Genomic DNA, 13,585 nt, shown 5'->3' with positions numbered 1-13,585 from the left:
AGAAGCCCGGGCGACTGACGGGGAACCCGGGGAAGAGGAGGGCCCCGGAGCCGGATGACCATCGGCTCCGGGGCCTTCCGCCGTCCGCCGGACCTCAGGCCAGGCCCAGCTCCTTGCGGAAGAACTCCAGTTCCAGGGCCATGACCTTCTCCCGGACCCCGCCGGGAGTCATGTGCGTGACGCCCGGCAGCGCGAGCAGCTGGTGCGGGCGGCCCGCGTCGAAGAGGGCCTGCGACAGGCGCAGGGTGTGCGACGGGTGGACGTTGTCGTCGGCCAGGCCCGTGACCAGCAGCAACGGCCGCGACAGCCCCGCCGCGTCCGGGATCAGGCAGTCCCGCTCGTAGACCTCCGGGTGCTCCTGAGGCAGACCCAGGTAGCGCTCGGTGTACGCCGTGTCGTAGTGGCGGAAGTCGGTCGGCGCGGCGCCGGCGGCGGCCGCGTGGAAGACGTCCGGGCGGCGCAGCACCGCGAGCGCGGAGAGGTAACCGCCGTAGGACCAGCCGCGGATGGCGACTCGCGACAGGTCGAGGTCGCCGTGGCGTTCCCCGAGCGCGTGCAGGGCGGCGACCTGGTCGTCGAGGGTGACGTCGGAGAAGCCCCGGTACATGGCGTGCGTGAACGCGGGCGAGACGTAGGAGGTGCCTCGGTTGTCGATGGTGATCACGGCGAAGCCCTGATCGGCCCACCACTGGCGGTGCTGCCAGCGGCGCGGCTCGGCGCTGACGTCCTGCATGCCGGGGCCGCCGTAACTGTCCAGCAGCACGGGCAGCCGGGTGCCGGGAACGTGCCCGCGCGGCAGCACCAGGGCGGTGGGGATCGCGTGCTCCGTCACCCGTTCCAAAACCGGGGTCACCCGGTACGGCAGCGGCTGCGACAGATCGCCGGGGACGAACTCGCGCCCGTCGGCGGTCCGCAGGACGCGCCGGATCCCCTCCGCGTCGGCGGAGGTCAGCAGCAGCGCGCCGGCGGACGCCTGCACGGAGTGCACCCCGGGTCCGTCCGCGAGCGGGCTCAGCCCTCCCGTGTCCGGATCCAGGAGCAGCACCTGCTGCTCGGAGGGGTCCCGCAGGCCGGCCTCGATCAGCAGCCGGTTTCCGTGGACGCCGGCCACCTTGCGGACCTGGATGCCGTCCCCGGTGAGGAGTACGCCGTCCAGCGCGAGCGCGCGGGCGGCGCCGCCGGGGGTGTCGGCGCAGGTGAGCATCCGCCCGTCGGCGAGGCGCGCCGGGGTGCCGACGAGCATCGGGTCCACCCACTGCGGGTGCGTGGTGCGCGACAGTTCCCTGGTGCGCCCGGTGGCCGGGTCGGCCGTGAGCAGCACGACGTTCTGCTGGAGCCGGTCCTGCACGGTGAGCAGGATCTCGGAGTCCGATTCCCAGTCGGCGTCGGAGACGTACGGATAGGTGCCGGCGTCCCAGCCGAGGCGGACGGGCGCGTGCCCGTCCGGCCCGAACACCCACAGTTCCACCTCCGCGTTGGGGCCGCCGGCCTCGGGGTAGGCGAAGTCCTCGGCCGGCCGTTCCGGACGGGCCGGGTCGGCGAACCAGCGCCGCTGGAGGGCGGATTCGTCGACCCGGGCGGCGAGCAGGCTCTGCCCGCCGGGGGACCACCAGTGCCCCCGGTCGCGGCCGAGCTCCTCGGCGGCGGCGAATTCGGAGATCCCCCAGCGGGCTCCGTCGTCGGGGCTGATCCGGCCGCCGGGGGCGGTGTACAGGGCGTCGTCGGCCACGTACGCGACGCGCGAGCCGTCGGCGTTCGGGCGGGGGTCGAAGACCGGCCCGGCGGCGGGGACTTCCTTGGGCTGCGCGGGCTGTCCGGCCTCCGCGTCGCGGGTGACCGCGTACAGCCGCCCGTGGAGCGCGAACACCGCGTGGCGGCCGTCGCCCGAGAGCGCGTACGAGCCGATGCCCGCGGCGACGAGCCGGGTGCGCTCGCGCAGCCGGCGCTCGGCGACGGGGAGGGGCGCGGGCTCGGGGGACAGTTCGCGGGGGTCGGCGAGCCGGGTCTCGGTGCCTGTGGCGGTGTCCAGGACCCAGAGGCCGTCGAGGGGGTCCGTGGGCCCGGTGGAGCGGAGGAACCAGAGGAGCCGGCCTTCGTCGCCGAACGCGAAGGCGCGCGGGGCGCCGTAGGTGAACCGGGCGGTGCTCGCGGAGAGCCTGAGGAAGTCATCCATGCGATCCATGGAAGCAGTGTGGCATGTGAAATAGCACATAGCATATGCCACATCGCCTAGGCTGTTCGAGTGGTGACCCCCGGGGTACGGGTTTAGCGTCGGAAAAGTGGACCCGAACGCTTCGCCGAGCAGTACCAGTACCGGGACCGACGGCAAGGTCCAAGGCAACGGAGGCGGTCACCTTCCCGCTCTGCTGGTGATCGCTTCGTGCCAGCTCATGGTCGTTCTCGACATCACCATCGTGAACATCGCGCTGCCGCACATCCAGACCGCGCTCGACTTCTCCACCGAGAGCCTGTCCTGGGTCGTCAACGCCTACACCCTCACCTTCGGCGGCCTGCTGCTCCTCGGCGGGCGGACCGGCGACATCCTCGGGCGCAGGCGCGTCTTCATCTTCGGTGTCCTGCTCTTCGGCCTCGCCTCGCTCCTGGGCGGATTCGCCCAGAACGAGGGTCAGTTGCTGGCGGCCCGGGCCCTCCAGGGCGTCGGCGGCGCCATCGCCTCACCGACCGCGCTCGCGCTGATCACCACGAACTTCCGCGAAGGACCGGAACGCACCCGGGCCTTCGGGGTCTTCGCCGGCGTCTCGGCGGGCGGCGGCGCGATCGGACTGCTGGCCGGCGGCATGCTCGTCGAGTGGCTGAACTGGCGCTGGGTGCTCTTCGTCAACGTGCCGATCGCCCTGCTGATCGCGGTGGCCACCCCGAAGGTCATCCGCGAGTCCGAACGCCATCCCGGGCACTTCGACTTCGCCGGAGCCCTGCTCTCCACCGTCGGCATGGTCACGCTCGTCTACGGATTCATCCGCGCGTCCCAGGAGGGCTGGCGGGACCCGCTGACACTCGCCTCGTTCGGGGCGGCCGTGGTGCTGCTGACCCTCTTCATCCTCAACGAGCGGCGCTCGCCACAGCCGATCACCCCGCTGCACATGTTCGCCGACCGCAACCGGGCCGGAACGTACGCCATCATGCTCTTCTTCGCCTGCGCGATCTTCGGCATGTTCTTCTTCCTGACCCTCTTCGTGCAGAACGTGCTGGGCATGAGCCCCCTGCAGGCCGGACTCGCCTTCCTGCCGGTCAGCGCGATGATCGCGGTGACGGCTGGGCTCACCTCCCAGCTCCTGCCCAAGTTCGGGCCGAAGCCGTTCATGGTGACGGGCTCCCTCCTCTCGGCCGCCGGACTGGCCTGGCTCACGCAGACCGACATCCACTCGACGTACCTGGGCAGCATCCTGGGCCCGATGCTGCTGTTCAGCGCCGGCATGGGCATGCAGTTCGTGTCCCTGACGCTGATGGCCCTCTCGAACGTCTCCGACCGCGAGTCGGGCGCGGCCTCCGGCCTGCTGAACGCCACGCAGCAGGTGGGCGGTTCGCTCGGCCTGTCCATCCTGGTCACCGTCTTCGGCACGGCCAGCCGCAACGAGGCCAAGGACCAGGTGGGATCCTTCCTGCGCACGGCGACCCCCGAACAGAAGGCCTTCTTCGCCCGTACCAAGCAGTTCCCGAAGCCGTGGAGCGACCAGGTCCTCACCTCGGGCGTGGGCGCGGCGTTCGTGGCGGCGGCCGCCTTCACCCTGCTCTCGGCCCTCATCGCGCTCTTCGTCATCCAGGTCCGCCCCTCGGACCTCGCCCGGCTCCAGGGCAACCACACCCCGACGGCGGTCTGAGCCGCTCCCCGGCGACGTGCCGCACCGGCTCGGGGCGCCGGCGCGTTACGCGTCCACGCGCCGGACCCGGCAGCGCGCCGGACCCCGGGTCTGCAGGGTGATACCCGCGCTGACGGGGACCTCGGCGTCCACCGCCTCGAACTCGTAGGCGCGCAGGATCATCGCCAGCGCGATCACCGACTCCAGCATCGAGAAGTGCTGCCCGATGCAGGCGCGCGGGCCCCCGCCGAAGGGGAACCAGGCGTAGCGCGGCCGGGCCGCCTCCGCTTCCGGCGTGAACCGGTCGGGGTCGAAGCGCTCCGGGTCCGGCCAGTAGCGCGGGTGGCGGTGGGTCACCCAGGGCGCCAGGATCACGTCGGCGCCCGCCGGGATCGTGTGCCCGTCGACCTCGGCCGCGGCGACCGAGCTGCGGCCGATGGTGGGGGCCGCCGGGTAGAGCCTCATGGCCTCCTTGAGCACCTGCGTGAGGTACGGGAGGCGGTCGAGGTCGGCGGCCCCGGGCGTACGGTCGCCCAGGACGGCGGCGATCTCGGCGCGGGCCCGGCTCTGGATGCCGGGGTGGCGGCCGAGCAGGTGGAGGGAGAAGGCCAGCGAGGTGGCGGTGGTCTCGTGTCCGGCGAGCAGGAAGATCAGGACCTGCTCGCGCAGTTCGGCGGCGTCGAACTCCCCGTCGTCCGTGCTCGAGGCGGCGGCGAGCAGGGACAGCAGGTCCTCGCCCCCGCCGGCTGCGCCGCCCCGGCGCTCGGCGATGATCGCGTCGCACACCCCGTACAGCTCGTCCAGGGCGGCGGCCGCCCGCCTGTTGTCGGGCGTGGGCCAGCTGCGGGGGATGTTGAGCGGGGAGTAGCCGCGGCGCAGCGCGTATTCGGTGATGACCGGAAAACAGCGGTGCACGACGTCGGCGGTGGCGTCCACATCGGTGCCGAAGAGGATCCGGGAGACCGCGCGCAGTGCGAGGGCCATCATCTCGTCGGCGACGTCGAGGGTTCCGTCGGCGGTCTTCTCCCAGGCGGCCAGGGTCGAGGCGGTCTCGTCCGCGACGGCGTGGGCGTACCCGTCCACCCGGCGCTTGGTGAACAGCGGCTGGACCAGCCGCCGCTGGCGCAGGTAGTCCTCGTCCTGGCTGGTCAGCAGGCCGTTGCCGAAGGAGTCCCGGACCTCCTGGTAGACGGCGTTGTCCTTGCGGAAGTTGGCCGCCTGCGTGGCCAGTACCTGCTGGACGCCCTCCGCCGAGAACACGCAGTGCAGCTCGGCGCGCAGCCCGGGCGGGCCGGCGGTGATCCGGACGACGTCGCCGTGCTCGCGCATCGCCCGCAGGTACGTACCGAGCGAGTCCGACTTCAGGTCGGCGAGCGAGCCGAGCAGCGGGGCACCCGCGAGCAGGGGCGTTCGCGTACCGGCGCGGTCGCCCGCCCGTGTTGTCTCTTCTGCCATGTCCCCGTCCTCAGCCTCGTCCGACGGGTCCGATTCTGCGGGCCGCCGCCGCCCGGGGACGAGGCCCGTCACGGCATACGGCCGAATACCGACGCTGCCGCCGGCCGGGTCACTTGTCGCAGGCGATGCCGTCGTTGTCGCGGTCGAGGTGCTTGCCGTAGCCGGGCTGGCCGCGCTTGATGGGGGTGACGCCGGCGGCCTTGGCCTCGGCGCAGTTCTTGTAGCTGACGTCCTTGGGGCCCGGTGCCGGGGTCGGCGAGGACGCAGGGCCGGGCTTCGTCTTGCCCTGGGTCGCGGCGGGTGCCGGGGTCTTGGCGGGAGCGGGCGTCTGGGTGGGACCGGGGGTCTTGGCGGGGCGCAGGGCGGCTCCGGCCCGCTCCGGGCACGGGTTGCCGGGAGCGGTCAGCGAGATCTCTACGGCGGTGTCGCCCGGCAGCGGGCTCCCGGCCGCGGGGGTCTGGAAGCAGACCGCCCACTGGGCGTGGTCGCCGGCCAGCGGGACGTCGGAGTAGGCGCTGCGGACCTCGACCGGCTTGGTGACGAGCGGTCCGACGAGGGCCTCGGCCTCGGCGGACTTCGTGCCGACGAGCGCGGGCATCGCGGGCGGTGCGGCGGACGCGCTCGGCGAGGGCGCCGGAGCCGGCTTGTCGGCACTCTTCGACGCGTCCGCGTCCGCGCCCTCGCAGCCGGCGAGAGTCAGGACGAGCGCTCCCGCCATCGCCGCCGTCGCGAGAACGCCGCGCCGGTGTCCGCTCCGCTGAAACATGTGCCCCCCATGGCCGCCCCGCTGATCCGCCGCAGCATACGCCGACCGGGGCCGCGTGTACGGCGAACGCGTGTCCGGTGCCCCGCGGAGCGGTCCGCGGGGGAGCGGGGCGGGCGGGGGTGAGGGGATGAGGCGGGCGGGGGTGCGGGAGCGGGGCCGGCGGGTGTGCGGGAGCGGGCTCCGCGGGGCTTCGCCGAAGGATCGTTCCTCCATCAACTCGCCGCGATCTCAGGGCAGTCGGGCCCACGGCGACACGCTCACCATCGGGTGAGGATGCCTCCCCGGGCGGGGCGGGGGCGCGAGGGTGGGCGCATGATCACTTATGCCCTGCGGCGCCGCGCCGCCGTGCTCGCGACCGCCCTCGCCGCCGCGCTGCTGCCCCCGGCCTCGGCCTCGGCCTCCGCGCCCGCCGCCCCGTCGCGCGCCGCCGCCCCGGCGAACTCCTGCCCCCGGGTCCACGACCACCTCTACGCCGCCGCCGACGAGCGCGTCGAGGTGGAGCGCATCACCCCCTCCCCGTCGTGGCGCATCAACTGCAAGCAGCTCTACCGCTCCGACGGCCGCCCGCCGTCGGTGGTCTTCGAGGAGGGCTTCCTCCCCAAGGACACCCTGAACGGCCAGTACGACATCGAGAGCTACGTCCTGGCCAACCAGGCCTCCCCGTACGTCTCCACGACCTACGACCACGACCTCTACAAGTCCTGGAAGAGCGGCTGGAACTACTACATCGACGCCCCGGGCGGGGTGGACGTCAACCGGACCATCGGCGACACCCACAAGTACGCCTCCCAGGTCGAGGTGGCCTTCCCGGGCGGCATCGCCCGCTCGTTCATCGTGGCCGTCTGCCCGGTGGACAAGGAGAGGAAGGTCGAGATCATGGACCGGTGCGAGGACAACCCGTACTACGAGCCCTGGCGGGCCGGCTATCCCGGCTGAGCGGCGCCGCCGTCCTACGAGACCGGCACCCCGGGCCCGAGGAACCACAGGCCGGCGATGCTGCCGTCCTCGTGGAAGGTCACGCGGAACTCCCCGGGGCCGCGCTCCATGCCCAGCGGCACGTCGACCACGGTGAACTCGCCGAACGCGACGTCCCGGGGATCACCGTGCGACCGGTAGCGTGGGCAGCATCCCCGAGATCGACGAGGACAACACGACGTGGGTCTCGCGGGTTTGCTGCCAGCGCTGGCGGGCGGCCCGGTCGGCGTCGGCACGGCGGTGCAGTTCGTCGGCGAGGTCCTGGTTCACGGTGTCCTCTCGGGCGAGGTCAGATGAGGGACGGCAGGATGCCGCGGGGCCACCGGCCGAGCCAGAACGCGGCGGCCGAGGGCTGGAACTGGCCCTCGGTCGAACCATCGTGCAGCAGGTACTCGGTGGGGGCCAGGTAGCCGTCGCCGGGTTCGAGGCGTATACGGAGGATGCGGACGGGTCGGCCGCTGGCCGCGTAGGAGCGGTAGTCGTTGGTATGGGGGCAGCGGTGCGCGTAGTCCACGGGGTGTACGGACCGGCACACGGCCTGAGCGTCGATGGTGCCGAGGATGATGTACCGCGTCCCCGGGCCGAGATTCAGGCACAGCCTGCGCCGGCCGGTGTGCTTGTCGGCGAACCTGAGCTTGTCCCAGTTGTCGAGATGGAGTCCGAGCAGCCGCCCCTGCTCGTAGTTGTCCGTGGTGGTGGTCATGTCGGGCTTGGCGAGGGACTGCCCGAGGTACACCGCGTCCGGATCGCCGAGGGGGCGGGTGAGGTTCGGGTCCGGGCTGTCGGCCCAGGGAGCGTACTCGGGCTGCTGTCCGGCCGCGTCGCTGGGGACGTCTTCGGAGGGCATCAGCGTGTCGACGGAGGCGTTCCACTCCTCCTCGCCGCCGCCTTCGGGCGTGAGTCGGTAGAAGGTGATCCCCGTGTCCTCGGGGACTTCAATGACCACGCCCGTACGGGAGGTGGCGGTGTCGTAGGCGAGGTCACCGCGCAGGGGCCAGCGGGGATCGGGGTCGTCCGCCTGCTGGCGTACGCGGTCATGGTCAGTGCGACGCGTAGAGCTCATGTAGCGGAACGTATGCGCCCCGCTACGCAGGAATATGATTCCGTGGAATACCCGCAGATCAGTCCAGCGAAAAACGTCCGGTCATGCCCCGCAGCCGCTGGCGCGTGGCAACCCTCTCGGCGTAGACGATCTTCCGCAGAGTCGCCCGTGCGACGGGGTGATTGCGGACCAGTTGCGGGGCGATGTGCTCGGCCGTCTCCAGCTCGGTCAGGGCCTGGTCGCGGTTGCCGTCCCACAGCCACGCGCGGGCGAGGTCCATGTGGTGGTGACCGAGACGGGAGTTCGGCAGGACCGCGATGTGCGCCGGGTCCGCCTCGCGGTTCAGGCGGAGTGCCTTCGTCTGGTCGCTCATTTCCAAGGCAGCGCTGACGCTGTGGATGATGACGTTGCCGAGAGAAAAGGTGACGGAGTGCCGATCGTGGATCTCGGGACCGACGTAGGCGTTGACCCGCTCACCTGCTGTACGGGCCAGAGCGAGGCGCTCGTCAGCCCCGGCCGCGTTCCCGCCCCGGGCACAGGAGATCGCGGACCGCAGGTGGAGGGCGCCCCACATGCGCAGGGCGAGCGGGTCACCGGATTCGTACTCCGCCTCGATGCCGGCGAGGGCCTTGTCCCCGAGGGCGAGGGCGTCGTCCCAGTCGGCGGAAGCCCAGGTGTCCCACATCCGCATCCACAGGGCCATCGCGGGCATCACCGGGTCGCCGGAGAGCTGCGCCGACCATGTAGCGCGTTCGCAGGCCATGGCGACCAGCTCGGGATGTCCGAGGGCGTGGGCGGCGGTGTGGGCGAACTTGCACGCCACCGCGTAGATCGCGAACGCCTCTTCGCGCTCATGTCCGGTGGAGACCTCGGCGAGGGCGCGGGCCTCCCGCAGCATGTCCGGCAGCTCGATCAACACGGCGCCGTTCGCAGCGGCGTCGCGCAGGCGAAGCAGACGCTTCATGTCGTGCCACAGCAACTCGGACGGGCGCGGGGTGCCGTCGAAGACGGGGGCGAGGTCATAGCGGCGCAACTCCCGCAGGATGGAGGCCGCGGACACCTGCCACTTGGTCTCGGCGCCACCGCCCGTGTACGGGCGATCGATCAGGGTGTTGGGATGGCAGTGCAGGGCGGCGGCCACCGCGTTGATCAGCCCGGCCCGGTCCAGCTCGATCCGGCCCTTCTCCAGCTTGGACACCCATCCCTGCGTCCGGCCGAGGGCGGCGGCGAGGTCGGCTTGGGTCATCCCGACGGAGAGCCGCTGTCGCCGGACCCGCTGCCCGATCCGCTCTTGCTCCTCGATGTACCCGCTCACATCCACCACCCCGATCCGTTAACGCTTCTGACGCGAAGGTACCGCTGGGAGCACGCGGGTGGCGGCCCTTGGCCAATGGATCTCAGAACCCGGAAAGCCCTTGCTGGCTCGGAGAGTTCAGGTGATGCTCGGCAAACCGGCGGGATGCCTGCACTTTTAGAACAAATAACCCTGAAATGACTGAGACCCCGTCATCCTCTGTTAGGGGATGGCGGGGTCTCGCACCAAATGACACTGCGTCAATCGCCGGGTCATCTCCTTGCATAGTTGCTGCACAAGGGGATGGAAACTGCTGGAAGGTATCGATGGGTGTCGGAAGGTATCTCCGCAGGTCGGCGGCCACTTCTGAGGGGGGCGTAATGCCTGCTTCAACGCATTGGGTCCGGCTTCCTAGATGTCCCGGAAGATCTCGATCTGCGCGCCCACCGAGTTGAGGCGTTCCGCCAGTTCCTCGTAGCCGCGGTTGATGACGTAGACGTTGCGCAGGACCGAGGTGCCCTCGGCCGCCATCATCGCCAGGAGGACGACCACCGCCGGGCGCAGGGCCGGCGGGCACATCATCTCCGCCGCGCGCCAGCGGGTGGGCCCCTCGACCAGGACGCGGTGCGGGTCCAGGAGCTGGAGGCGGCCGCCGAGACGGTTGAGGTCCGTCAGGTAGATGGCCCGGTTGTCGTACACCCAGTCGTGGATCAGGGTCTGACCCTGGGCCACGGCCGCGATGGCGGCGAAGAACGGGACGTTGTCGATGTTCAGCCCGGGGAAGGGCATGGGGTGGATCTTGTCGATCGGCGCTTCGAGCTTCGACGGGCGGACGGTGAGGTCCACCAGGCGGGTGCGGCCGTTGTCCGCGGTGTACTCCGGTGAGCGGTCGTGGTCGAGTCCCATCTCCTCCAGGACCGCGAGCTCGATCTCCATGAACTCGATCGGGACCCGGCGGATGGTCAGCTCGGACTCGGTGACCACGGCCGCGGCCAGCAGGCTCATCGCCTCGACCGGGTCCTCGGAGGGGGAGTAGTCCACGTCCACGTCGATGTTCGGGATGCCGTGGACCGTCAGGGTCGTGGTGCCGACACCGTCCACGCGGACGCCGAGGGCCTCCAGGAAGAAGCACAGGTCCTGGACCATGTAGTTGGAGGAGGCGTTGCGGATGACCGTGGTCCCGTTGTGCCGGGCGGCGGCCAGCAGCGCGTTCTCGGTGACGGTGTCCCCGCGCTCGGTCAGCACGATCGGGCGCTCGGGGGAGACCCCGGCCTCGACCTGGGCGTGGTAGATGCCCTCGGTCGCGGTGATGTCCAGGCCGAAGCGGCGCAGGGCGATCATGTGCGGCTCGATGGTGCGGGTGCCGAGGTCGCAGCCGCCGGCGTAGGGCAGCTTGAAGTGGTCCATCCGGTGGAGCAGGGGGCCCAGGAACATGATGATGCTCCGGGTCCGGCGGGCCGCGTCCGCGTCCATGGCGTCCATGTCGAGGCGGGCCGGCGGTACGAGTTCCAGGTCGACGCCGTCGTTGATCCAGCGGGTGCGGACACCGATGGAGTTCAGGACCTCCAGGAGGCGGTAGACCTCCTCGATGCGGGCGACCCGCCTCAGCACCGTGCGCCCCTTGTTGAGGAGCGAGGCGCACAGCAGTGCGACGCAGGCGTTCTTGCTCGTCTTGACGTCGATGGCGCCGGACAGACGGCGACCGCCGACCACGCGCAGGTGCATCGGACCGGCGTAGCCCAGAGAGACGATTTCGCTGTCGAGGGCTTCCCCGATGCGGGCGATCATCTCAAGGCTGATGTTCTGGTTGCCGCGCTCGATCCGGTTGACGGCACTCTGGCTGGTGCCGAGTGCGTCGGCGAGCTGACTCTGTGTCCAGCCCCGGTGCTGCCGGGCGTCACGGATGAGCTTGCCGATGCGTACGAGGTAGTCGTCTGCCATGTCTGCACCGTATCTCAGATATGAGATTCCGCCCGCGCCGGGTGTGGCAGACGGGTGTTACCAGGCGTCAGGTCCCATGGTGGGGCCGGCGGGCGCGCGGCGCGCGGCGAGCCCTCCGGGCGGCCGGGCGGGCGGCGCCCCGCCCCTCTGCGGACAAAAAGGGCAACCGCTGCCCTTCTGCGGACAAAGAGGGCAACCGCCGCCCCACTACGGACAAAGAGGGCAACCGCCGCGCCTGATGGCAGAGGGGCCGAGCGGGGCAGATGCCCGCAAAGGGTACCAAGCGGCGCCGGTTGCCTCAGTGACCGCAGGCGTGGTGGCGGCCCCGGCCGGCGCCGTGGACCGCCGCGTACGAGGCCGGGCGCGGGCCCGCGGCCGCGGCGCGGGCCACCCGCGCCGAAGCCGTCCGCCCCGACGCCGAATCCGCGTCGTGCACCACACGGCCGCCGACCAGGGTCATCCGTACCCCCGTCCCGCTGATGTCGGCCACCGGACAGCGCGTCACATCCCGGTCCAGCACCACCAGGTCCGCCGCCTTGCCCGCCTCCACGGTGCCGGTCAGCTCCTCCTGGCGAAGCTGCCAGGCCGTTCCCGAAGTGTGCATGCGCAACGCCGAGTCCCGGCTCAGCCCCTCGAGCTCCCGGTACAGCTCGCCCGCCCCGGAGGCGCCCTGCCGGTCGATCGCCGTACGCAGCTGGTTCCACACCTGCAGGGCGTCCACGGGCCAGTCGGAGCCGCCGGTCAGCCGCGCGCCCGCCTTCTCCAGGCTGCGGGCCGGGTACATCCACCGGTGCCGCTCGGGCCCGATGTAGGGGAGCAGCGCCTCCATCGTCCAGGTGTCCTTCGCCGCCCACTGGAGCTGCAGGCACGCCGCGACGCCCAGCTGCGCGAAGCGCCGCAGGTCCGCCGGGTCCACGAGCTGCAGGTGGGCCACCGCGTTGCGGGCGTCCCGGTGTCCCGTCACCCGCCGGGCGTACGCGTATCCGTCCAGAGCGGTGCGTACCGCCCGGTCTCCGAGCCCGTGGGCGTGCATCTGCCAGCCCGCCCGGTTGAAGGCGGCGCTGAGCCGGCCGTACTGCGCCGCCGCGGTGTAGAGCTCGCCCCGGTTCGCGGTCGGTGCGCCGTTCCCGTCGAGGTAGGGCTCCAGCAGGGCGGCCGTCTGCGCGGGGTACTCGATGACCCCGTCCAGGAACACCTTGATCATCCCGAACCGGAGCCCCCGCACTCCCTCGAACTCCCGCCGCAGGCCCCGCGCGTACGCGAGCGAGCCCGCCGGGTCCTCGGCCTGCTCCGCGTCCAGCCGGATCGCGGGAACGATCCGCTGAGGCAGCCTGCCCGCCGCCGAGAGCGCCTGGTACAGCTCCAGCTCGCGCCGTCCCACCAGGGCGTCCATCATCGTCGTGACCCCGCAGGCCGCCGCCAGCTCCAACACCTCGGCGCACGCCGCGACCAGTTCGGCCCGGGTGCGCTCCGGTACGAACCGCTTCACCAGCCCCTGCGCGTCGTCCTTGAAGACGCCCGTCGGCTGCCCGTCCGCGTCCTTGACCACCTTGCCGCCGACCGGGTCGGGCGTGGCCGCCGTGACCCCGGCGATGTCCAGGGCCCGCTGGTTGGCCCACAGGTTGTGCCCGTCGCCGCCGACCAGGACGACCGGCCGCCGGGTGGGGAGCGCGTCCAGCATCGAGTGGTGCGCGGTGGTGCCCACGGGGAGCAGTCCGACCGGGTTCCAGTCCTCCACCACCAGCCAGCCGTCGGGTTCGGCGGCCGCGCCGCCGGTGTCGGCGAGGAAGCCGGTCAGGATCTCCCGGAGCTCCTGCGGGGTGGTCTCCGCGCCGTCCAGGGAGGGGGACAGCGAGCGCTCCCCGGCGCCGAGCGGGTGGACGTGGCCGTCGTGGATCCCGCTCATCACCGTGTTGCCGCGGGCGTCGACCACCTCGGTGTCCCGGCCCACGTACCGGCGCAGCGCCGCATCGGTCCCGGTGGCCAGGATCTTCCCGTCCCGGCTGACCGCGACCGCCGACACGGGCCCCCGGCGAGCGGTCCCGGTGAACACCGAGGCGTTGCGGACCACCAGGGCGGCCGAACCCCGCCCGCCGGAAGGGGCGGCGGAGGCGGCCGCGGCGGGCCCCGCACCCAGCAGGCCCGCCGCACCGGCGGCCCCGGCGGCGGCGAGAAGCCCCCGGCGGGACAGGGGAGACAGGGGGGACAGAGGGGAGGAAGAAGAAGACTGCATGCCCACTCCAAACGTTGGTGTGGCCAGGACGCTGTTTGATTAAGGGCTTAACCGGAACCCG

Annotated in this window: 10 protein-coding genes; 2 read left to right on the top strand and 8 right to left on the bottom strand. The window is 71.8% G+C overall.

Annotated elements, in window-relative coordinates; genetic code table 11:
* Positions 1-94: 94 nt before the first annotated feature.
* A complete protein-coding gene (locus ACFWBY_RS17025; protein ID WP_385332402.1) occupies positions 95-2,182 on the bottom strand; it encodes a prolyl oligopeptidase family serine peptidase in 2,088 nt (695 codons plus the stop codon).
* Positions 2,183-2,279: 97 nt separating this feature from the next.
* Between ACFWBY_RS17025 and ACFWBY_RS17020 the strand changes: the two genes are divergently transcribed.
* Positions 2,280-3,839 (top strand): MFS transporter, encoded by a 1,560-nt coding sequence (locus tag ACFWBY_RS17020; protein ID WP_385332399.1) that lies wholly within the window; start codon positions 2,280-2,282, stop codon positions 3,837-3,839.
* Between the two features lie 45 nt (positions 3,840-3,884).
* Here ACFWBY_RS17020 and ACFWBY_RS17015 read toward each other — a convergent pair whose 3' ends face one another.
* Together ACFWBY_RS17015 and ACFWBY_RS17010 are read right to left on the bottom strand one after the other, a co-directional pair.
* Positions 3,885-5,273: a cytochrome P450 gene (locus ACFWBY_RS17015; RefSeq protein ID WP_385332396.1), complete on the bottom strand. Its 1,389-nt coding sequence runs from the start codon at positions 5,271-5,273 to the stop codon at positions 3,885-3,887.
* Between the two features lie 109 nt (positions 5,274-5,382).
* The gene (locus ACFWBY_RS17010; RefSeq protein ID WP_385332393.1) at positions 5,383-6,039 is read right to left on the bottom strand and encodes an excalibur calcium-binding domain-containing protein; all 657 of its coding nucleotides are present in this window, start codon (positions 6,037-6,039) and stop codon (positions 5,383-5,385) included.
* 312 nt (positions 6,040-6,351) lie between these two features.
* Between ACFWBY_RS17010 and ACFWBY_RS17005 the strand changes: the two genes are divergently transcribed.
* Complete coding sequence (locus ACFWBY_RS17005; RefSeq protein ID WP_385332390.1) at positions 6,352-6,975, top strand: ADP-ribosyltransferase; 624 nt, start codon at positions 6,352-6,354, stop codon at positions 6,973-6,975.
* Between the two features lie 162 nt (positions 6,976-7,137).
* Here ACFWBY_RS17005 and ACFWBY_RS17000 read toward each other — a convergent pair whose 3' ends face one another.
* From ACFWBY_RS17000 to ACFWBY_RS16980, 5 genes are all read right to left on the bottom strand, one after another.
* Positions 7,138-7,284, bottom strand: coding sequence for a hypothetical protein (locus ACFWBY_RS17000; RefSeq protein WP_385332387.1), 147 nt, complete (start codon positions 7,282-7,284; stop codon positions 7,138-7,140).
* Positions 7,285-7,303: 19 nt separating this feature from the next.
* Positions 7,304-8,077: a hypothetical protein gene (locus tag ACFWBY_RS16995; RefSeq protein ID WP_385332384.1), complete on the bottom strand. Its 774-nt coding sequence runs from the start codon at positions 8,075-8,077 to the stop codon at positions 7,304-7,306.
* A gap of 58 nt (positions 8,078-8,135) precedes the next feature.
* Positions 8,136-9,302 (bottom strand): helix-turn-helix domain-containing protein, encoded by a 1,167-nt coding sequence (locus tag ACFWBY_RS16990; protein WP_385332474.1) that lies wholly within the window; start codon positions 9,300-9,302, stop codon positions 8,136-8,138.
* Positions 9,303-9,761: 459 nt separating this feature from the next.
* Positions 9,762-11,291, bottom strand: coding sequence for a helix-turn-helix domain-containing protein (locus tag ACFWBY_RS16985; protein ID WP_385332381.1), 1,530 nt, complete (start codon positions 11,289-11,291; stop codon positions 9,762-9,764).
* 298 nt (positions 11,292-11,589) lie between these two features.
* On the bottom strand, positions 11,590-13,524 hold the full coding sequence (locus tag ACFWBY_RS16980; RefSeq protein WP_385332378.1) for an amidohydrolase: 1,935 nt from the start codon (positions 13,522-13,524) through the stop codon (positions 11,590-11,592).
* Between the last annotated feature and the right edge of the window lie 61 nt (positions 13,525-13,585).

Origin of the sequence: Streptomyces sp. NPDC060049, from assembly GCF_042736715.1 — a bacterium.
Taxonomy (GTDB): domain Bacteria; phylum Actinomycetota; class Actinomycetes; order Streptomycetales; family Streptomycetaceae; genus Streptomyces.
This window is presented reverse-complemented; position numbering and strand designations above follow the sequence as displayed.